The 21,232-nt window shown below is 60.5% G+C and carries 17 protein-coding genes and 1 tRNA gene; 4 read left to right on the forward strand and 14 right to left on the reverse strand.

The features are described from left to right. The first annotated feature begins 124 nt into the window (after positions 1-124). From bcsE to bcsG, 3 genes are read left to right on the forward strand one after another with little or no spacing between them, the layout of a single operon-like run. On the forward strand, positions 125-1,693 hold the full coding sequence (gene bcsE / locus ACJ8IM_RS16295) for a cellulose biosynthesis protein BcsE (protein WP_033649882.1): 1,569 nt from the start codon (positions 125-127) through the stop codon (positions 1,691-1,693). After that, positions 1,680-1,883, forward strand: coding sequence for a cellulose biosynthesis protein BcsF (gene bcsF / locus ACJ8IM_RS16300; protein WP_004934139.1), 204 nt, complete (start codon positions 1,680-1,682; stop codon positions 1,881-1,883). The genes bcsE and bcsF overlap by 14 nt, the downstream gene beginning before the upstream one ends. Next, a complete protein-coding gene (gene bcsG, locus ACJ8IM_RS16305; protein WP_101455713.1) occupies positions 1,880-3,535 on the forward strand; it encodes a cellulose biosynthesis protein BcsG in 1,656 nt (551 codons plus the stop codon). Before bcsF ends, bcsG begins: the two co-directional genes overlap by 4 nt. Positions 3,536-3,833: 298 nt before the next feature. On the opposite strand, the gene dppF is transcribed toward bcsG, so the two are convergent. From dppF to ACJ8IM_RS16370, 13 genes are all read right to left on the reverse strand, one after another. Next, positions 3,834-4,823, reverse strand: coding sequence for a dipeptide ABC transporter ATP-binding subunit DppF (dppF, locus tag ACJ8IM_RS16310; protein ID WP_033636613.1), 990 nt, complete (start codon positions 4,821-4,823; stop codon positions 3,834-3,836). Beyond that, the gene (gene dppD / locus ACJ8IM_RS16315) at positions 4,820-5,800 is read right to left on the reverse strand and encodes a dipeptide ABC transporter ATP-binding protein (protein WP_004934132.1); all 981 of its coding nucleotides are present in this window, start codon (positions 5,798-5,800) and stop codon (positions 4,820-4,822) included. The genes dppF and dppD overlap by 4 nt, the downstream gene beginning before the upstream one ends. 15 nt (positions 5,801-5,815) lie before the next feature. After that, positions 5,816-6,718, reverse strand: a complete 903-nt coding sequence (gene dppC / locus ACJ8IM_RS16320; RefSeq protein ID WP_025304838.1) for a dipeptide ABC transporter permease DppC — start codon at positions 6,716-6,718, stop codon at positions 5,816-5,818. Positions 6,719-6,729: 11 nt separating this feature from the next. Beyond that, positions 6,730-7,749 (reverse strand): dipeptide ABC transporter permease DppB, encoded by a 1,020-nt coding sequence (gene dppB / locus ACJ8IM_RS16325; protein ID WP_033636611.1) that lies wholly within the window; start codon positions 7,747-7,749, stop codon positions 6,730-6,732. Positions 7,750-7,919: 170 nt separating this feature from the next. Then, positions 7,920-9,527 carry a dipeptide ABC transporter periplasmic-binding protein DppA gene (gene dppA / locus ACJ8IM_RS16330; protein ID WP_019452584.1) on the reverse strand — a complete coding sequence of 536 codons (1,608 nt, stop codon included), beginning with the start codon at positions 9,525-9,527 and terminating at the stop codon, positions 7,920-7,922. Between the two features lie 601 nt (positions 9,528-10,128). Then, complete coding sequence (locus tag ACJ8IM_RS16335) at positions 10,129-11,820, reverse strand: glycosyl hydrolase family 18 protein (protein ID WP_033653995.1); 1,692 nt, start codon at positions 11,818-11,820, stop codon at positions 10,129-10,131. A gap of 424 nt (positions 11,821-12,244) precedes the next feature. Beyond that, positions 12,245-12,321, reverse strand: a tRNA-Pro gene (locus ACJ8IM_RS16340). A gap of 120 nt (positions 12,322-12,441) precedes the next feature. Next, positions 12,442-13,773 (reverse strand): MFS transporter, encoded by a 1,332-nt coding sequence (locus tag ACJ8IM_RS16345; RefSeq protein ID WP_033650009.1) that lies wholly within the window; start codon positions 13,771-13,773, stop codon positions 12,442-12,444. A 95-nt stretch (positions 13,774-13,868) separates the two neighbouring features. Continuing rightward, positions 13,869-15,413, reverse strand: a complete 1,545-nt coding sequence (gene uhpB, locus ACJ8IM_RS16350; RefSeq protein WP_033653994.1) for a signal transduction histidine-protein kinase/phosphatase UhpB — start codon at positions 15,411-15,413, stop codon at positions 13,869-13,871. Continuing rightward, a complete protein-coding gene (gene uhpA / locus ACJ8IM_RS16355; RefSeq protein WP_033653992.1) occupies positions 15,410-16,000 on the reverse strand; it encodes a transcriptional regulator UhpA in 591 nt (196 codons plus the stop codon). Before uhpA ends, uhpB begins: the two co-directional genes overlap by 4 nt. Before the next feature lie 127 nt (positions 16,001-16,127). Continuing rightward, positions 16,128-17,822: a kdo(2)-lipid A phosphoethanolamine 7''-transferase gene (gene eptB / locus ACJ8IM_RS16360; protein WP_033650007.1), complete on the reverse strand. Its 1,695-nt coding sequence runs from the start codon at positions 17,820-17,822 to the stop codon at positions 16,128-16,130. Between the two features lie 226 nt (positions 17,823-18,048). Further along, complete coding sequence (locus ACJ8IM_RS16365) at positions 18,049-18,474, reverse strand: organic hydroperoxide resistance protein (protein WP_004934114.1); 426 nt, start codon at positions 18,472-18,474, stop codon at positions 18,049-18,051. Positions 18,475-18,634: 160 nt separating this feature from the next. Continuing rightward, a complete protein-coding gene (locus tag ACJ8IM_RS16370; protein WP_033653991.1) occupies positions 18,635-19,099 on the reverse strand; it encodes a MarR family winged helix-turn-helix transcriptional regulator in 465 nt (154 codons plus the stop codon). A 97-nt stretch (positions 19,100-19,196) separates the two neighbouring features. Here ACJ8IM_RS16370 and ACJ8IM_RS16375 point away from each other — a divergent pair, with 97 nt between their 5' ends. Beyond that, complete coding sequence (locus tag ACJ8IM_RS16375; RefSeq protein WP_033636604.1) at positions 19,197-19,796, forward strand: HD domain-containing protein; 600 nt, start codon at positions 19,197-19,199, stop codon at positions 19,794-19,796. On the opposite strand, the gene ACJ8IM_RS16380 is transcribed toward ACJ8IM_RS16375, so the two are convergent. After that, entirely contained in the window at positions 19,797-21,191 is a 1,395-nt protein-coding gene (locus ACJ8IM_RS16380; RefSeq protein ID WP_033650011.1) for a carbohydrate porin, read from the reverse strand. Between the last annotated feature and the right edge of the window lie 41 nt (positions 21,192-21,232).

Raw genomic sequence — 21,232 nt, forward strand, 5'->3', positions numbered from 1 at the left:
AATAAGATGATTCTCAACAAATATTGTTGCAGAGCGTAGGAGATTTGTTATTGCCAGAGTAAAAATGGCTATCTTTATATATAAACGCCTTTAGTCGGCTTTCAACGAAAGTAGAACACATCCTATGGCGCACTCTTTTTCTCTAGGCATTCGGCAGATTTGGGAAGAGCTGTCGGTGATGCAGGCCCCCGGGCTTTATTGGATCAATATCGACAGGCAAAGCGACGCCGCGCTGCTGTGTCGCCAGGTCATTGCCGCCCAGCCGGCCACCCGCAAAGTCGCCCTGATCTGCAGCGGCGACAAACCCGATCGCCTGTTGGCCGAGCTGGCTTCGCCCGCGTTGCAGAAGCTGCCGCTGTATCAATTACCGGAGAAAAAAGCCGCGCTGACGCAGTTGAGCGACGATCTGATGCGCGCCCTGCGGCCGCAAAATCGCTTACTTATCCTGCTGGCCCACGCCAGCCTGTGGCAAACCTTCACCACCGAAGAGCTGCGCGAGTGGACGCGCGCCCTCGCCGCCTGGCTGCGGCGGCAGGGCTGCACGCTGTTGATTCTCAGCCACGGCGGCGGCATCAATAAGCTCAAAGGGCAGCTCAGCGCGCAGCATCGCATCCTGAACGGCCTGTCCAGCCTGCAATGGCAACAGGACAGCGCGCAATATCTGGTGAACTGGTGGAGCACCGAAAACGGCATCAACGCCAATCAGCTGCTGACGCTGTACGCCGCGGAAGGCGGCTGGCAGGGTGAGGATGAAAACAGCCAACCCTCCCCCACCGCCTTGCGCAGCGATGAAGGCCTGTATCTGGCCGAGCGCAGCATCCTGGAAGGCGCGCCGCCGCTGTCCGCCAACTGGCAGTTGCTGGAGAGCAACGACGAACTGGCGCAGCACGGCATGCTGAGACTCTCGGCGACGTTGATTTTCGCGCTGTACCAAAGCGACCAAATCGATCACCTGGCGCACCAGATCCACACCCTGCGCCGCAGCCGCGGCAACGGCCTGAAAATCGCGGTGCGCGAGATGAGCGCCAGCCTGCGCTACAGCGACGAGCGGCTGCTGCTGGCCTGCGGCGCCAACCTGATCGTGCCGCACGTCGCGCCGCTGTCGCGTTTTCTGACCATGCTCGAGGGCATCCAGGGGCAGCGCTTCTCGCGCCATGTGCCCGCCGACATCGATGCGCTGCTGGCCGGTTTGCGCCCGCTGCAGCTCAAAGGCTATATGCGGCCGGAACCGTTCAGCCAGGCGGTGCTTTCGCTGATGGGCAACACGCTGCTGCCCGAGGACGGCAAAGGCGTGATGGTGGCGCTGCGGCCGGCCACCGGCCTGCGCGCCGAACAGGCGATGACCCTGTGCCACCTGCGGCGCTTCGGCGACGTGATGACCGTGGTGCAGGGGCGGCTGGTGCTGTTTCTCTCCACCTGCCGCATCAACGATTTGGATACCGCGCTGAGGTTCATCTTCCGCCTGCCGGTGGATGAAGCCTTCAGCAACCGGGTGGTGTGGCACCAGGACGTCGATATCATTTCGGAAATCAAACGTATGGCTCAGGGGCGCTGGCAGATTTCGGCCACCGGCACCGCCGGCGCCGCGCCGCGCCCCCGCGAGACGGCGGCCGAGGCGCCCGCAGAACGGCGGCAGCCGGTCGCCTTCACGCTGACGCTTGGCCCGCAGGAGGAACCGCATGCTGAACCTTAACGACATCGTGCAACTGATCCTGCTGTGCGCGCTGATCTTCATCCCGCTGGGCTACGCCTTTCACCGGCGTTTTCCGCATTTGCGTCAATACTGGCAAAACCTGTTGTTATCGCCGCGCTATTTGAAATCCGCCGGTTTGTGGGTGCGCACAGGCTCCTCATCTCAGATTAAACGTAAGAAGCAGCCATGAATCCAAACTCGAAGACGCAATCCGATAACGCTCTATGGCGCTACTGGCGCGGACTGGGCGGCTGGAACCTGTACTTTCTGGCCAAATTCGCCCTGCTGTGGTTCGGCTACCTGAACTTCCACGCGCTGCCGAACCTGGTGTTCATGGCGTTTCTGCTGATGCCGATCCCGTCGCAGCGCCTGCATCGCTGGCGCCATTACCTCGCCATTCCGATCGGCATCGCGTTGTTCTACCACGACACCTGGCTGCCGGGCATCAACAGCATTCTCAGCCAGGGTTCGCAGCTGGCCGGCTTCAGCGCCCAGTATCTGCTGGAGCTGATCGGTCGCTTTATCAACTGGCAAATGATCGGCGCGGCCTTCGTGCTGTTTATCGCCTACCTGTTCGTCGCGCAGTGGGTGCGCGTCACGGTGTTCACCGTGGCGGCGCTGGTGTGGCTCAATATAGTCAACATCGCCGGACCGGCAGTCTCCCTGCTGCCCGCGACCTCCACGGCCGCGGCCGGCAGCGCCAATACGCCGGCCACGTCTGCGCCGGCGGCGGGGGATGCTGCGCCGGCAGACAGCCTGCCGCCGACCAGCGCCAACCTGACGGCCTACCTGAACCAGTTCTACGAGCGAGAAAAAAGCCGCACCACCGCGTTCCCGGCCAGCTTGCCCGCCGATGCCCAGCCGTTCGATCTGCTGGTGATCAACATCTGTTCGCTGGCCTGGGCCGATATGGACGCGGTCAACCTGCAAAATCACCCGCTGTGGTCGAAGATGGACATCATGTTCGACAACTTCAACTCGGCCACCGCCTACAGCGGCCCGGCGGCCATCCGTTTGCTGCGCGCCAGCTGCGGCCAGCTTTCGCATCGCGATCTGTATCAGCCGGTGAACCAGCAGTGTTACCTGTTCGACAACCTGGCGAAGCTCGGCTTCAAGGAACAGCTGATGCTCGATCACTCCGGGGTGTTCGGCAACTTCCTGAAAGAGCTGCGTGAACAGGGCGACATGCAGGCGCCGCTGATGTCGCAGGCCGGCATCGGCAACGAGCTGACGTCGTTCGACGGCGAGCCGATTTATAACGATCTCGAATTGCTGACCCGTTGGCTGGATCAGCAGCAAAAAGGCGGTGACGGCCGCACCGCCACCTTCTTCAACGTCATCCCGCTGCACGACGGCAACCGCTTCGTCGGCTCCAACAAGAGCGCCGACTACCCGCCGCGCGCACAGAAGCTGTTCGATCAGCTGAACACCTTCCTCGATCAGTTGGAGAAATCCGGCCGCAAAGTGGTGGTGGTGATCGTGCCGGAACACGGCGCGGCGTTGGTGGGCGACAAGATGCAGATGTCCGGCCTGCGCGACATTCCCAGCCCGAATATCACCCATACGCCGGTCGGCATCAAACTGGTGGGCATGAAGGCGCCGCATCAGGGCAGCCCGCTGCAGATCAAAACGCCGAGCAGCTATCTGGCGCTGTCTGAACTGGTGTCGCGTCTGGTGGACGGCAAGGTCTTCAGCGAACCCAGCGTCGACTGGCAGGCGCTGACCCAGGGGCTGCCGCAGACCCCGGTCATCTCCGAAAACGACAACGCCATCGTGATGCTGTATCAGGGCAAGCCCTACATTCGCCTGAACGGCGGCGACTGGGTGCCTTATCCGCAATAAGCGCGGCCTCATTCACCCAAAGCACGCCGCCGGCGTGCTTTTTTATTGGGTTTTTATAATAAAAATGGCGAACGCTATCGGCCGAAATAAACTTATTAACAGCAACCCGTTGAATTCTATTATTCGATTATTATTATCTTGCGAAGATTCTTAAAAATATAACGTTTTTCAGAATTACGTTAAGAGCATAATTTAAAAGACGGGTTGTCACGATCGTCTACTGACCAACCCTTTGATTGAATAATAAAAAACGCCGGCGCTGTGCCGGCGTTTGGTTTAGACAGGAAAATCCGGCGCTTCACGCCCCCGGATGTTCGTCCTGATCGACCGCAAAGCAGGCCACCATCTGCTCACCGTACTGTTTGAGCTGCGGCTGCAGCTGAACGCAGGTGCCAAAGGCGCGGCGGCAGCGGGCATTGAACGCACAGCCCGGCGGCGGATTCATCGGGCTGGGCAGCTCGCCGGTCAGCTTGATGCGCTCGCGGCGCATATCCGGATTCAATCGCGGCGTCGCCGACAGCAGCGCCTGAGTGTACGGATGGCGCGGATTGTTGAAGATCGCCTCTTTGCTGCCCTTTTCCACGCAGCGGCCGAGGTACATCACCATCACCTCGTCGGCGATGTGCTCCACCACCGACAGATCGTGCGAGATGAACACATAGGACAGCCCCAGATCCTGCTGCAGATCCATCATCAGGTTCAGCACCTGAGCGCGCACCGACACGTCCAGCGCCGACACCGGCTCATCGGCGATCACCACGTCCGGGTTCAGCATCAGCCCGCGGGCGATGGCGATACGCTGACGCTGGCCGCCGGAAAACATGTGCGGGTAGCGATCGTAATGCTCGGTCTTCAGGCCGACCTTCGCCATCATCTCTAGCGCTTTTTCCCGCCGTTCGGCGGCGCTGAGCGAGGTATTGATCAACAGCGGCTCCTCGAGGATCTGCCCGACCTTCTTGCGCGGGTTGAGCGATCCGTAAGGATTCTGGAACACGATTTGGATCTTCTGGCGCCGCAGCTTCTCGGCAGAGGCGTCCGGCTTCAGCAGATCTTGCCCCTGATAGTACAGCTCGCCGCCGGTCGGCACTTCGATCATCGTCAGCAGGCGGCCGAGCGTCGATTTGCCGCAGCCCGACTCACCGACCACCGCCAGCGTTTTGCCGCGCTCCAGGGTGAAGGAGACGCCGTCCAGCGCCTTGACCAGCCGCTCCGGCGCGAACAGGCCCTTTTTCACCGGGTAATGCTTCTTCAGGTCAATCGCCTGCAGTAAAGGTTGATTCTGGCTCATACGGTCGGCCTCCCCGCATCATCCAGCGGTGTGTGACATTTAACCTGACGGCCGGGAATGCTGCGCAGTTCCGGCTCCTCGTTGCGGCAGCGCTCGTTGGCGTAGGGACAACGCGGGTTGAGCAGGCAGCCGGTCGGGCGATCGTATTTGCCCGGCACCACGCCCGGCAGCGAAGCCAGCCGCGCCTTGTCGGCGGCGAACTCCGGCAGCGCGCGCAGCAGCGCCTGAGTGTACGGGTGGCGCGGGGCGCGGAAAATCTCCGCCGCCTTGCCGGATTCCACCACCTGGCCGGCGTACATCACGATGATGTGGTGCGCGGCTTCCGCCACCAGCGCCAAATCGTGGGTGATCAGCAGCAGCGCCATGTTTTCGCGCTGCTGCAGGTCCAGCAGCAGTTCGATGATCTGCGCCTGGATGGTCACGTCGAGCGCGGTCGTCGGCTCATCGGCGATCAGCAGCTTCGGCCGACAGGCGATGGCCATGGCGATCATCACGCGCTGGCTCATGCCGCCGGAAAGCTGGTGCGGGTATACGTCCAGCCGCGAGGCCGGATCGGGAATGCCCACCTGGGTCAGCAGGTCGATAGCGCGCTGGCGGCGAGTGCGGCGGTTGCCGCCCTGGTGCACCTTCAGCGCCTCCATGATCTGATAACCGACGGTATAACACGGGTTCAGGCTGGTCATCGGATCCTGGAAGATCATCGCCACTTCGGAGCCCACCAGCTGGCGGCGCTCTTTTTCGGAGATCTTGCGCAGATCCTGGCCGTTGAACTCCAGCTTGTCGGCCATCACCTTGCCGGGGAAATCGATCAGGCCCATGATCGCCAGCGAGCTGACGGATTTGCCGGAGCCGGATTCACCGACGATGCCGACCACCTGACCTTGCTCCACGCTGTAACTGATGCGGTCTACCGCGCGGAACGGGGTGCCTTCGTCACCGAAGTGCACCGAAAGCTTGTCTACATTCAATAACGCCATCTCTCTCGTCCTCTGTTACTGCTTGAGTTTGGGGTCGAGAGCGTCACGCAAACCGTCCCCCATCAGGTTGAATGCCAGCACCGTCAGCAGGATCGCCACGCCGGGGAAAGTCACCACCCACCAGGCGCTTTGCGCGAACTGCAGCACGTCGGAGAGCATGGTGCCCCACTCCGGCGTCGGCGGCTGCGCGCCCATGCCCAGAAAGCCGAGAGCGGCCATGTCCAGAATGGCGTTCGAGAAACCGAGAGAAGCCTGCACGATCAAAGGCGCCAGGCAGTTAGGCAGAATATTGACGAACATCTGGCGCAACGCGCCGGCGCCCGCCACCCGCGAAGCGGTGACGTAGTCGCGGTTGACCTCCACCAGCACCGCTGCGCGCGTCAGACGCACATAGTGCGGCAGGGCGACGAAGGTCAGCGCCAGCGAGGCGTTGACGATCGACGGCCCGAATACCGCCACCAGCACCAGCGCCAGCAGCAGGCTCGGCAGGGCCAGCATGATGTCGACGACGCGCATGATAATCGCGTCCACCACGCCGCCGAAGTAACCGGCCAGCAGGCCGAATATCACGCCCATGATCAGCGACAGCACCACCACCAGGCAGCCGACCAGCAGCGACAGGCGCGCACCGTACATCAGGCGCGACAGCACGTCGCGGCCCACGTCGTCGGTGCCGAGGATATATTGCCAGCTGCCGCCCTCTTGCCACACCGGCGGCTTGAGCAGCGCGTCGCGGAACTGGTCCGCCGGCGCATGCGGCGCCAGCACGCCGGCGCCGAGCGCGATCACCAGCATCAGAACGATATACACCAGGCCGACCACGGCCCCTTTATTGCGCTTGAAATAGTGCCAGAACTCCTGAAACGGGGTCATCGGCTTCGGCGCACCTTTAACTGCAGACTCAGTGATTTGAGACATGAGAGCGCCCCTTATTTCTTGTGGCGAATACGCGGGTTGACCACGCCGTAGAGCACGTCTACCAGCAGGTTAACCAGAATGATCATACAGGCGACCAGCAACACCCCGCCCTGCACCACCGGGTAGTCGCGGCGCTGCAGCGCGTCGATCAGCCAGCGGCCCAGCCCCGGCCAGGAGAAGATGGTTTCGGTCAGAATGGCGCCGGCCAGCATGGTGCCGACCTGCAGCCCGATCACCGTCACCACCGGCAGCAGCGCGTTGCGCAGCGCGTGAACAACGATCACCCGCATGCGGCTCACGCCCTTGGCGCGCGCGGTGCGGATGTAGTCTTCGCCCAACACCTCCAGCATCGAGGAACGGGTCATGCGCACGATCACCGCCAGCGGAATGGTGCCCAGCACGATGGCCGGCAGGATCATGTGCATCACCGCGTCGACGAAGTCGCCCGGCTCGCCCCAGATCAGGGTGTCTATCAGCATGAAGCCGGTCAGCGGCTGGCTGTCGTCGAGGAAGACCGTGTCGCTGATGCGCCCCGACACCGGCGTCAGGTTAAGCTGCACCGACACCAGCATGATCAGCATCATGCCCCACCAGAAAATCGGCATCGAATAGCCGGTCAGCGAGATACCCACCGCGGTATGGTCAAAGACCGAGCCGCGTTTGACCGCCGCCAGCACCCCGACCGGGATGCCTACCAGCACCGCGAAGATCATCGCGCAAATGCCCAGTTCCAGCGTGGCCTGAAAGCGCGGAACGAACTCGCTCCAGACGGAGATGCGGCTTTTGAGGGAGGTGCCCAGATCGCCTTGCAGCACGTTGGACACGTAGGAGAAATATTGTTGATAGAGCGGCTTGTCCAGCCCCATTTCCGCCATCAGCTGCGCGTGGCGCTCGGCGGAGATACCGCGTTCCCCGGCCATGATGGTCACCGGGTCGCCGGGGATCATATGGACGAATGCAAAAGTCAGCAATGTAATGCCGATAAACGTTGGGATAACTAACCCCAAACGTCGGAGTATGAACTGCAACATATCCCGAACTCTCTGTATCAATGCCCGGCAGCTCATCGTCCGCCAGGCTTATTAACGCTCACATGCCTTTGAACGATTCGACGGCCATACGCCGGAGACTGGTCAGCAGGGGCGCAAACCTGTTGCGCCCCTGCAAGTCCATTCGTGCGTCTCCGGTAAAGCGGTCGAAATCAGTCTACAGAGACATTCTCGAAGTGATGCTTACCGAGCGGATCCACGACGTAGCCTTTCACTTCCTTACGCACAGGCTCGTACACGGTGGAGTGTGCGACAATCAGCGCCGGAGCCTGATCGTGCATCACCACCTGCGCCTGCTTGTACAGTTCGATGCGCTTGTCGTGGTTGGATTCGGCGCGCGCCGGTTGAATCAGATCTTCAAACGGCTTGTAGCACCAGCGGGAGTAGTTGGAGCCGTCTTTCGCCGCCGCGCAGCTGAACAGCGTGGCGAAGAAGTTGTCCGGATCCCCGTTGTCGCCGGTCCAGCCCATCATCACCGTCTGGTGCTCGCCCGCTTTGGCGCGCTTGAGGTATTCACCCCACTCATAGGTCACGATTTTGGCTTTCACGCCGATCTTGGCCCAGTCGGCCTGGATCATTTCCGCCATGCGGCGCGCGTTCGGGTTGTAAGGACGCTGTACCGGCATCGCCCACAGGTCGATGCTGAAACCGTCGGCCATGCCCGCTTCTTTCAGCAGCTCTTTCGCCTTGGCCGGATCGTAAGCGTAATCCTGCACCGCGTCGTTATAGCCCCACATGGTCGGCGGGATCAGGTTCTTGGCCGCCTGGCCCGCGCCCTGATAAACCGCGTCGATGATCGCCTGCTTGTTGACCGCCATGGTCAACGCCTGACGCACCTTCAGGTTATCCAGCGGTTTTTTCTCGACGTTGAACGACAGGTAGCCCACGTTCAAGCCCGGCTGCTCCATCAGGTTGATGGACTTGTCTTGCTTCATGCGGGCGATATCGGCCGGGTTCGGGTACGGCATCACCTGACATTCGTTTTTCTGCAGTTTGGCGTAGCGCACGGAGGCGTCAGGCGTGATGGAGAACACCAGGCGATCGATCTTCGGCTTGGTGCCCCAGAAACCGTCGAATGCCTTGTACAGGATCTTGGAGTCTTTCTGGTATTGCAGCAGCTGGAACGGGCCGGTGCCGATCGGGTTCAGGTCGACCTTCTCCGGCGTGCCGGCTTTCATCATCACGTCGGCGTATTCGGCGGACAGGATGGACGCGAAGTCCATGCCCAGGTCAGCCAGGAACGGCGCTTCCGGGCGGTTCAGCACGAAGCGCACGGTGTTGTCGTCCACTTTTTCAATCTTGGCGATCAGCTTAGGCATGTCCATGCCTTCAAAGTATTCGTAGCTGCCGCCGGACACTTTGTGATAGGCGTTGTTCGCATCCAACTGGCGTTCAAAGGAGAACACCACGTCGTCGGCGTTGAAATCGCGCGTCGGTTTGAAGTCTTTGCTGCTCTGCCACTTCACGCCTTTGCGCAGGTGGAAGGTGTAGGTTTTGCCGTCTTCGCTGACGTCCCACTTCTCAGCCAGGCCCGGCTGCAGTTCGGTGGTGCCGATTTTGAATTCGACCAGGCGGTTGTAGATCGGTACCGAGCTGGCGTCGTAGGTGGTGCCGGAGGTAAACAGCTGCGGGTTGAACCCTTCCGGGGAACCTTCAGAACAGTAAACCAACGTCTTGGCCTGTACGCTGGCCGCCACGGTCAGCGCGATCAGCCCAATGCCGAATTTCAGAACCCCCGATTTACCCAAGGAACGTGTCATCGTTAGTGCTCCATTGTGTGATGTGATGTGTGTCATTGCCGCCAGACCTGTATTTTTTATTGCGTGGCCTGTGCGATCGGCGCCCGAAGGCAGAAGGTGTACGAGGAGAGAATGCCGGATGGAACGCATCGCGGCGGGGACGTCTGAGCGCGTGGAATTCACTCAAACAACTCTCGCTCTTACCCCTGAGGCTATCAAGTTGCCAACTGTTTGGGGTGTCGTCAATATAACCAGTGGGGATTTACGCAGACTGTGAGAAACAGCAAACAAACATAAAAAAAACCTTTTGTTAACACTTCCAGCATGAAAATTTATGCTAAGCGGACATTTTCAGCGCATTGGTCTGACCCTCACAAACTTACTGGTTTTTAACTCCGTTAAAAAACGCCAAAACTTTGTTGCTGAATGATGAATATCTGAACGGTTATTTTTGTGATCGCCGTTAAAGACAGGAGGAAATGCTGAAGGATTACCCAAAAGGGTGAGTCCGATGAGCGCGTTTTGCGCCGGGCAGGCCCACAATCTGTGCGGCGTAAAAAAACTTTCGGCGGCGAAAAAGCCGGGGGCGAAAGGACATCCCCCGGCAACGCACTGCAACCGATTATTGAACGCCGGCGCTGTTGCCCAGGCTGGCGTTCATGCTGTTGAGAATATCGCCGTTGTCCGCGTCGATCTCCCAGGAGAACAGGCCGCCCAACTGCTTATCCAACACGTACTTGCCCTTGGCCTGCACCGAGCGGGCATCGTCGAAGGTGATCAGATCGCCGGTGGAAGGTTTGAACACGTAAGGCGCTTCCGCCGTGGCGTCGTAGGTGTACTGCCAATCGCCGCTCATGAACTGGCTGGCGATTTGGCGGTAGTCCACGATGCCGTTCTCCCAGGTGCCTTTAACCGGCCCGGTGGCGGTGCCGGTGAACGGAATGTTGTTCTGGTAGCCGTTCACCCCGGTCCAGCCGCGGCCATACATGGCGGTGCCGACCACGATCTTGCCCGGCTTGACGCCCTGCGCCAGCAGCGCATTGACGCCGTTCACCGTGGTGTAGGCGGTGTCCGGTTTCCAGGCCGGCGCATTCAGCGCGGTCTGATGCCCCAGGTTTTTCAGATCGAAGGCGCCGTAGAAGTCGTAGCTCATCAGGAAGATGTGATCCATCGAGTTCTGCGCGACGTTGTAAGCCACCTTGTCGATCTTGTCCTTGCCGGCGCTGATGGCGGAGGTCAGCTCATACTTGCGGCCGGTTTCCGCGGACAGCTGATCCAGCATCGCCCGCAGCTCCTTCATCAACAGCACATAGGTTTCCCCGTCCTGCGGGCTGCCCAGGTTCGGGTTGGCACCGTTGCCGCCCGGGAACTCCCAGTCGATATCCACGCCATCGAAGAACTTCCAGGTCTGCAGGAACTCTTTCACCGAACCGACGAAGCGATCGCGCTTCACCTTGTCGCCCATGAAGAAGAACGGGTCGGACAGCGTCCAGCCGCCGATCGACGGCAGGATTTTCAGGTCAGGATGCGCCTGCTTCAGCGCCATCAGCTGGCCGAAGTTGCCCTTGTAGGGGTCATCCCAGGCGGTCACGCCCTTCTGCGCTTTTTGCAGCGCGGCGAACGGATCGTGAATCGAGACTTTGAAGTCCTCGCGGCCCTGGCAGGAGCGCTGCAACGCCTGGAAGCTGCCTTCGATCTCTTTCAGGCTGTCGTTGATGCCGTTGCCGCCGCAGATCGGGATAAAGCCGTACAGCAGATGGGTCAGGTTCTGCGCCGGGATCTTGTCGACGGTGAAATTGCGCCCGTAAACGCCCCACTCGACGAAATAAGAGCCGACCACTTTGCCGGAATTCTGTTTATAGGGTTTATTCTTTTCCAGCAGCGGCTCTTTCAACGGCGCCAAATGGCTGCCGTCGGTGTCGGCCACCACAATTTCGGTGGCGTCGCTGGCGGTGCAGCCGTCGGCATTGCACAACGCCACCTGCATTTGATAACGGCCGCCTTTATTCACTTTAAAATTCGCCGTACCGGAAGCGCCGGTTGAAGGGCCGCTCCACGCCTCTTTGCCATTTAATAAAATTTTTGCCGTCGTGCCGGTGTCGCCATTCCATAAATTCCAGGAGACCGAAACGTCGGCGGCATTTTTTACCTTCACCAGATTATTATAAGCGGTGGCCGCCTGATCGACTTCGACGATGGCGAACTTGGTGTTGCCCCAGGCGATGGTCGGCTTGCCCGGCGCGGCGGCCTGCGCCGCGGAACACAGCGTGCTGCCGATCACCAGCGCCAACAGCGGTTTATTAAATTTGCGCATAACTGATTCCTTTATTCCGAGAGGATAAACATAAAAGAGTTAATCGTCGCCACGCATTGCCGGAGCGAAATGATTCCGCAATAATCCACGAAGATTAACGTTAATAAATAATCACGGTATTTCCCACGCGGCGGGAATAACATATCCCGCGTTGTCCATTCAGACTATAGGTAAAAAAAGCGTGAAAACAAGAGCGCTATCAACCGGGTTTTATTCGGCAAGCATGAATTTATTTAAATATGGAAATAAGAACCTAAAGGGAATAAGGAGTGTGAATTAATTAAGCGTAAAGAATAAATATATTTCACGAGGACGGCAGATTGAGGCACGCCATAAAGCGAAGCCGGCCATATCGGCGGAGGTACTCATCCTCATAAACGACGGGCGAAAAAAACCTGCTTTAAAAAGCAGGTTTTTCGAATGGTGGTCGGCGAGAGAGGATTCGAACCTCCGACCCACTGGTCCCAAACCAGTTGCGCTACCAAGCTGCGCTACTCGCCGATGCGGGGCGCATCTTACTGCTGGCGGTTATAGGCGTCAATCACTTTTTTGCCCCTGCATTTCAAGTGGTGATAAAAGCGCCATAATGCGCTGCGCCGGGGGCTGCGCAGCGTATTTTGCTCAGGCTTTGGCCGGTTTCAGCGCCGGCGTCTGCGCGCGCAGGAACGGCAGCAGGAACAGCGCCGACAGGCAGGCGGCGATGGAAATCACCACGAAGAAGCCGTTCCACTGCCAGATCTCCATCACCCGCGCAATCGGGTAGCCGGACAGCGCCGCGCCCAGGTAGGCGAACAGGCCGACAAAACCGGTCGCCGCGCCCGCCGCATCCTTGTGCGAGCACTCCGCCGCCGCCATGCCGATCAGCATCTGCGGGCCGAAGATGAAGAAACCGATGGCGAAGAAGCAGCAGGCCTGCAGCAGGTAGGTCACGCCCGGCATCAGCCACAGCGCCGCCACCGACAGGAAGATACCGATGGCGAAGATCAGGTTCATCGGGCCACGGTTGCCGCGGAACAACTTGTCGGAACCCCAACCGGCCACCAGCGAACCGATAAAGCCGCCCACTTCAAACAGCGAAATGGCCGAGTTGGCGGTCATCAGCGAATAGCCCTTTTCCTGCGTCAGGTAGAGGTTGCCCCAGTCGTTGATCGCGGTACGCACGATGTACACCAGCACGTAAGAGACCGCCAGCAGCCAGATGTACTTGTTGGTCAGCACGTAGCGTTTGATGATCTCGCGGTTGCTCAGCCCCTGGCCTTCCGATTCCTGCACCAGCTCCATGGCGTCGTTGCGCCATTTGCCGACGCTCGGCAGCCCCAGGGTGGATGGCTTGTCGCGCAGGCGCCAGCACATCAGCAGGCCAAGCACCACGCCGATGATGCCGGGAATGATCATGCCGTAACGCCAGCTGAAGTGCAGCGAGATAAAGCCCACCAGCAGCGGGATCAGCGCCCCACCGACGTTGTGCGAGGTGTTCCAGATCGCCCACCAGCCACCGCGCTCGGAGCGCGAATACCAGCTGGTGAGGATTTTGGAGCACGGCGGCCAGCCCCAGCCCTGGAAGAAGGCGTTGAGTATCCACAGCGTGCCCAGCATCAGCAGCGACGAACTGAGGCCGAAGAAGATATTCAGCACCCCGGTCATGATCAGGCCCAGCCCCATAAAGTAACGCGGGTTGGAGCGATCGCTGATCATGCCGGAAATGAATTTCGAGCAGCCGTAGGTGATGTAGAACAGCGTGCCGAGGATGCCGACGTCGGACATCGTCAGGCCCAGATCGCTCAGCATCGCCGGCATGATGAAGTTGAAACTTTTGCGCGTGAAGTAAAACGCGGCGTAGCCGATGTACATGGTGCACATCAGCTGGATGCGCCAGTATTTGTAGCTGGCGTCGATCTGCCGTTGATCGGTGACCTGCGGCGCGTCCGGGCGGCTTTTAAGGAAAGACCACATGTGGAACCTCAGAGGATTGAATAAAGTGCCGCTATGATGCTCCTCGCGCGCGCGGGAGGCTTACGCCGGATTCCCGACGCGGTTAGGAGTTTTTCCTAGTTTTGCGTTTGCGCCGGCGAAACTGTGGGCAAGATCACACTCAAACAGGCGCCCCCCTCAGCGGTGAACCGCAGGCTGCCGCCGAGGGCGCTGATGCGCTCCTGCATGCCGCGCAGGCCATAGCCCGGCTGATGGTTTTCCGCATCGAAGCCCACCCCGTTGTCGCGGATGGTCAGGGCGATCTGCGGCGCGGCGCCTTTGCGCGGCTGCAGGCGCGCATCCAGCTCCAGGCGGCTGGCGCCGGCGTGGCGGCACACATTGGTCACCCCTTCCTGGCACACCCGGTACAGCGTGATTTTCAGCGTTTCATCCAGCAGCTCGTCCGGCACCTGCCACTGCAGGCTGCTCACCAGCGACGCGTCCTGCGGCAGCGACTCCCGCAGCATCGCCGCCACCGCCGCCGACAGCGGCAGGTTGTTCAGCGCCGCCGGCCACAGCTGGGTCAGCACATCATGCACCCCGTCGTAGACCCGCAGCGCCAACGCATCGATGGTGTCGGCGCAGCCGACCACCGCCGGCTCCGGCGCCAGGCGTTTGACGATGCTGGCCTGGGTGCGGATCACGGTGATGGTCTGCCCCACTTCATCGTGCAGCTCGCGCGCCACCTCGCGCCGGGTTTGCTCCTCCGCCGTCACCAGCGCCCGCGCCAGCTGGCGGTTCTCCGCCAGCCGCAGCCTCAGCTGCTGATTCAGCTCGCGCTGGCGCTGAATGCCGGCGCCCAGCAGCAGCCCGGTCAGGCTTTGGGCCAGCAGCGACAGCAGCAGATCGCGGTGCGACTCCGGCTGCGGCGGCTCGTTGACCATCAGCGCCACGCCGTTGAGCAGCGTCGCCAACAGCGCGCCCTGCCAGCCGTAGCGGTAAGACATGAACACGATAGGAATGGCCAGGCAGAACGGCGCGAAACGCCGCAGCTCGGCGGCGTTCACCTGCTGCTGCAGCCAGATGCTGAACGCAAACAGCAGCAGGTAGCTGGCCAGATGGCCCAGACGCAGCTCCACCGGCTTGTGGATCAGCCCCGGCTCCAGCGGCACCCAGATTTGGCGCGCCAGATAGTGCCACAACAGCAGGCAGGTCGGTGCGATGGTAAAACCGCCGGTCAGGCCGAGCAGCAGCGCGCGGGCGCCTTCACCGCTCACCAGCTGCCACACCAGCGCCTGCAGCAAGGCGGCGGCGCCCACCACCGCGCCCTGCAACAGTGGCCAGCGCCATTCGCTGTCGCTCTGCTGATGGCGCAACAGCCACGGCGAGGCCAGCAGGCTGAGCAGCACCGTCAACACCAGCACCGCCACCGACGCCCACAGCGCCGGGCCGTAGCCGAACTGATCCGCCAGCAGCGCCATCAGCAGCAGATCGGCCAGCAGGATCCCCGGCCAGAAACGGTATGGGCTCTGCAGCAAAATGCCCATGCGCAGGCCGAACGGGAACAGCAGCAGCGCCTGCCAGGGCGGGTCGATCAGCGCGGTGCCGATGCCCCACAGGCAAAACGCGCTGGCGGCGTAGATGAAAAACAGCGCCAGCTGGGTGATCAGGCGCTGCGTCACAGGTTCAGCATCCGTCTGGCCAGCTCGACGTTGTTGTTGATGCCCAGCTTGGCGAACAAATTGGCGCGATGCACATGCACCGTCTTCGGCGACAGCCCCAAGGCGGCGGCGATCTCGCGCACCTCCCGGCCCTGCGCCAGCAACAGCGCGATCTCGCGCTCGCGGCGGGTCAACGGATCGACCCTCACCCGCGCCAGCTGCTGCGCGATTTCCGGCATCAGGTAAACGCCGCCGCCGGCGACGGTGCGCACCGCGGTGATCAAATCTTCCGGCTTGCAGCGCTTGGAGAGAAAGCCGCCGGCGCCGCGATCCAGCGCCATTTCCACCAGCGCCGGGTTATCGTGCATCGACAGCATCACCACGCGGATGCCGGAGGGAATGTCCGCCAACAGATCCAGCCCGCTGCCGTCCGGCATCGAAATGTCGCAGATGCAAACGTCCACCTCCAGCCCCGGCAGGCCGGCGCGCGCCTGCGCCGCACCGCTGAATTCGCCCACCACCTGAATATCGGCTTCCAGCGACAGCAGCTGCACGAAGCCCGAACGCACAATGTCATGATCGTCGATAAACGCCACGCGCAGGGTCATGGAAATCTCCGGTTAACAGGGGGAAGTGCGCAAGTATACCGTATGCACACACCGGAATAATTGATGAAGAGAATGTATTGGGTGAAATTGCCGGGTGCGCAAGGCAGGCACCCGGCGGGAGGGGTTACTACAGGCTAGCGGGTGCCGTTTTATCCTGCGGCAGATGGCACCAGTTGTTTTTATCCACGATGCCGCCATCGGGAGACGTGTAGCCGAGGCAGCCGAGGATGGTGTCAAACAGCTCGACGTGGCGATGCGTTTTGCCGATGCGCTGCTGCGCCTGCAGCTGCTCAAAGGCGCTGAGGTGCTGCGGGTTCTCAAGGAATTTGTCCGACGCCCATACGATCATCGGCACGCGGAACTGCTCCGGCGGCGCCATCTCGCGCGGCGTACCGTGCAGGTGCGTGTTTTCACCGATCGATTCGCCGTGATCGGCGGCATAGAACACGATGGCCTTCTTGTCGCGCACCTGGTCTATCACATTGGCGATAAAGCTGTCGGTATACAGCACGGTATTGTCGAAGGCGTTGATCAGCTGCGCCTTGGTGCAGGAATCATCCACCCCCATGCACTCCGGCTGATAGCGCGCATAGCTGCGCGGATAACGCTGCGAGTACAGGTAGTGCGAGCCTTTGGTATGCAGGATCACCAGGTGTTTGCCCTTCGGATAGCGCGCCAGCGACTCCTTCATTTCGTCCACCAACAGCATATCGTCGACCGCCTTGCCGTCGTTGCGCTTCTCAGACGCGATCATCTCGCGGAACGAATAGTTGTTCACCTCGGTGTTGTTGTAGAACCACACCTCGCTCTGCATGGCGAACAGCTCGGAAGAGAAGCCCAGATCCTTCAGTACCGCGAACACGTTCTGCTCTTTCAGCGTGCGCTGCGGATTGTCTTCGGTGCCGCCTTCGCGCACGAACATACAGCGCAGCGACAGCTTGGTGGAGGTGTCGCACGACTCGCCGCGAAACGCCACCAGATTCTTCTCTTTAGACAGCCGCGGCGTGGTATCGCGCTCATAGCCCAACATGCCCATGTGGTCCCAGCGCGTGGTCTCGCCGATGATGAACACCACGTAGGTGTCGTCGATATCCGCCGGCGGTACGTAGGTGAAGTGTTTGCCCGGATCGAACATCGTGCTCTGATCCTGGCTTTCGTCATAGCGGGTATAGGCAAACAGCCCCAGCGCCGACAGCCAGTTGGACGGCAGATACGAGTGCGCCACCACGCCGCCGTAGCTCGGCAGATCGACGTTGGAGAGCTTCTCTTGCACGCTCTGCTCGTCGTCCAGCATGCGCAGCGGCAGCCAGACCAGCGCCACCACCGCCAGCAAGACCAGCAGCGGCTTGATGCGATGACCGGGGGTTTTCAGCTGTTCTATCAGGGTGTAACGCAGGCTGTTTTTCCAGATCAGCAGCAGCGGCAAGGCGCTGAGCGCCACCATCCACAGCACGAAGTGCAGGCCGACCACCTCTTTCGACAGATCGATGTCGGTGGTCATCACCGAAACCACGATGCCGTAGCCGATCACCACGTTGAAAAACGTCATGTAGTAGCTGGCGGCAACCGAAATCAACACCAGCAGCGAAGCGACGATGCGATAAAACAGCCGGCCGCCGAGCGATACCAGCCGCATGATGAAGAACGTGAACAGGACGATAGCGATGACTTCCGTCACCGCCGAAATCACCTTAATCCCCTGAATGCCGTGCGCCAGCGAATCAAAACGACGATAAAAAACGGACAGGTTGAGAAATATGCCGATATAGATCGCTAACAATAACGATAAATTCTGCTGTGATAGCGATTTAACTTTGTTCATGTAACGCGGTGGCTCCGGGGACGGTGTAGCGGTTCTGGATCAGTCAGACACTTATTAGGGCTTCTGGTTCAGCCAACCGGCAATAAGCGTTATTTTGCGGGTAATAATCAAGAGAATTCTCACAAAACGGGCAATTTTTACGCTTTTTGCAAACGGCTTTCAAGCGGGGCAGATAAGAAAATGGAGGGTCAAACCCTCCATTTTTTTCGCGATAAGGATAAAAATCTTACTTAACGTTCAGAGTCACATCGATATTTCCGCGGGTGGCGTTGGAGTATGGGCACACCACGTGCGCCTTTTTCACCAAATCTTCCGCCACGCTGCGCTCGATGCCCGGCAGCGAGATATCCAGCTGCACTTCGATGCCGAAACCGTTCGGGATTTCACCGATGCCGACGGTGCCGTCGATCTTCGCTTCGGCCGGGATTTTGACCTTTTCTTTCGCCGCGACAAACTTCAGCGCGCCGAGGAAGCAGGCCGAGTAGCCGGCGGCGAACAGCTGCTCGGGGTTGGTGACTTCGCCGCCGGCGCCGCCCATCTCTTTCGGCACGCCCAGTTTCACGTCCAACACGCCGTCGGAGGAGGTCGCACGGCCGTCGCGGCCGCCGGTTGCGGTGGCGTGAGCGCGGTAAACCACTTTCTCAATAGACATCGTTCATTCCTTCTTGCTGGTTGGCGAGATGACTACGGCTTCCACGAGGTAAAGCCGGTCACATATTTATCTTTTGCGATTAAATCGCGCACTACTTATTTTTGACGCTTATTAACCAGTGTAGACCACCCCTGCCGTTCTTGCGTCCGGCGGCGGCGGGTCAAATCTGATCGATCAGGCTGCCGCGCAGCTTTTCCAGCTGCTGTTTGAGCGAGACGATCTCGTCCAGGCTGCAGTCGGTGGCGCACATCACCGCCTCGGGCACCGATTGCGCCCGCTCGCGCAGCGCGCGGCCGGCTTCGGTGAGTGCAATGATCACCTGCCGCTCGTCGGCGGTGGCGCGATAACGCACCAGCAAACCGGCGGTTTCCAACCGCTTCAGCAGCGGCGTCAGCGTGGCGGAATCGAGGAACAGCCGCTCGCCGATATCCGATACCGTCACCCGATCGCGCTCCCACAGCACCATCATCACCAGGTATTGCGGGTAGGTGAGTTCGAGCTGATTCAACAGCTTGCGGTAGACTTTGTGCAGCGCCAGGTTGGCGGAGTACAGCGCGAAACAGAGCTGCTGATCGAGCTGCAGCAGATTCTTCGCGAGGGGTTGTTCGGTATCGGTGCTTTTCATGTGTCTGAATATAGATAGCGCACGATGTAATCGCAAGCTATTTCTTGTGAGGTATGCTACCTTTTTTTTATGCAGAGGATGCTCGGAGGGAAAGGAAATGACGAACACGCTTGTAGAACGCGCGCGCCGCTACGCCACCAAGGCGCATGCGGCCATTGATCAGCGCCGCAAATACACCGACGATCCGTACATCGTCCACCCACAGGCGGTGATGGAACTGGTGCGCAGCGTGCCGCACACCGAAGAGATGCTGGCGGCCGCCTGGCTGCATGACACGGTGGAAGACACGCCCACCACCCTCGGCGATATCGAAAGCCACTTCGGGCCGAAAGTGGCGGAGCTGGTGCGGATGCTCACCAACGTCAGCCGCGCCGAGGACGGCAACCGCTTCGAGCGCAAAAACCGCGATCGGCGCCACAGCGCCGGCGCATCGCCGCAGGCCAAAACCATCAAGCTGGCGGATCTGATCGACAACACCCGCTCGCTGCTGGACTATGACAGCCACTTCGCTCAGACCTACCTGATCGAGAAACAGCGTCTGCTGGAGGTGCTGACCGAAGGCGACCCGACGCTGTGGCGCCAGGCCAGCCATATCGTTGAGCAAGGGCTGCTCCGCTTGCAGCAGCCGCCGCACAACGTGCCCGCCAGCTGGTTCGAACACGCCCGCCGGCGCTACCGCGAGAGCGACGCGGCCTGATCAGAAGGTCACCACCGTTTTCAACGCCGTCACCCAGGCGTCCTGCGTCTCGCTGACGCCCGCCGGGTGATGCCAGTACTGCAGGCCCGGCTGCAGCTGCAACCACGGCGTGACGTTCACGCGATAATAGAGCTCCGCCGTCACCGAGTGCCCCGGCACCGGCCGGTAGCTCGGATCGTGATAATCGCTGACGCCATTGATTTGGTTGAGATAACGCTGATTATCTTTATAGCGGTCGCTCAGCTTCACCACCGAGACGCCCAGCCCCAGCCAGTCGTCCGGCCGCGCATCGAACAGCCCGCGATAGCGAATGCCGGTCGAGGTAGACCAGTGCAGGTAGTTGCTGCGCTGATCCCCCAGCCCCAGGCTGTAAAACACGCTCAGACCGCGGTTTATATCGTCCGCATGGCGCGTCACCTGCTGGTTAAAACCGGTATACAGGAACCAGGTGCGATCGTGGCTGCGATAGCCCTGCGGATCGCTGGCGCCCGGCCCACCGGACACCCCTTCATAAAGATCGCTCTGGCGCGCGTTGGTGAACAGCACGCCTAGGTTATACACCCCCGGCAGCTGGTTGACGGCGTGGGTTTTCAGCTCCAGCTCCATCGGCAACAGGAAGCCTTTGCTGCCCTTGGTGGACCAGCTCCAGGCGTGGCTGCGGCTGGGGGCGCTCGGGTTCTGCTCCATCACGCCGCCCTTGAGCGTCAGGCCGTCGGTCAGCTTGTATTGCAGCGTGGTGCCCCAGTAATGCACGTTCCAGTTGTACCAGGTCAACGAGTTGGCAGACTTGCCGCCGCACAGCGTCAGCGTCTGAAAATCGCAGGGGATGATCTGATCGAAATCCTGCACCTTGTTCATCATGCCGATGCGCCACTGCAGCCGGCGATCGAGGAAGGACCGGCTGAAGGTCAGCCAGCCCAGGCGGGTAATCGACTGCCCGCCAAAGCTCTCCTGCGACAGATCGGTCAGGCCGACGCGCGGATCCTGCAAGCGATCGCGGGTCAGGTTGTTGTCATGGTTGCGGTTGACGATATTGCCTTCGATCGCCGCGTCCGGAATGCCGGTCAGCGCCTGCAAATCCTGGCTGAAGGTCAGCGAGAATTGGTCGATGTACGACGCCTGTTTATCGTGGTTGTAACCGCCGCCAGCGTTATACGACAGCTGGCTGAGGTAGCCGAGGTTATAGTGGAAACCGTGATCCTCCAGGATCGGCCTGATCCCCAGCATATCCCCCAACAGCCCGGGCTGCGGCGGTTCAAAGCCGAGCGCCACCCCTTCCCACTTGGCGGTGGGGGCTTCGACGTCCTTGCCGGTTTGCAGCGTTTCCGCCTGCGCCTGGCTACAGAGCAGCGCCAGCGCCGCCAGGGTTATGGAACGAGGTAATAAGCTTTTCATCATTATTATATTTCTCCGCATAACGGCTGACTGCGGGCAAC

The organism is Serratia sp. CY33525 (assembly GCF_052169115.1).
GTDB lineage: Bacteria > Pseudomonadota > Gammaproteobacteria > Enterobacterales > Enterobacteriaceae > Serratia > Serratia sarumanii.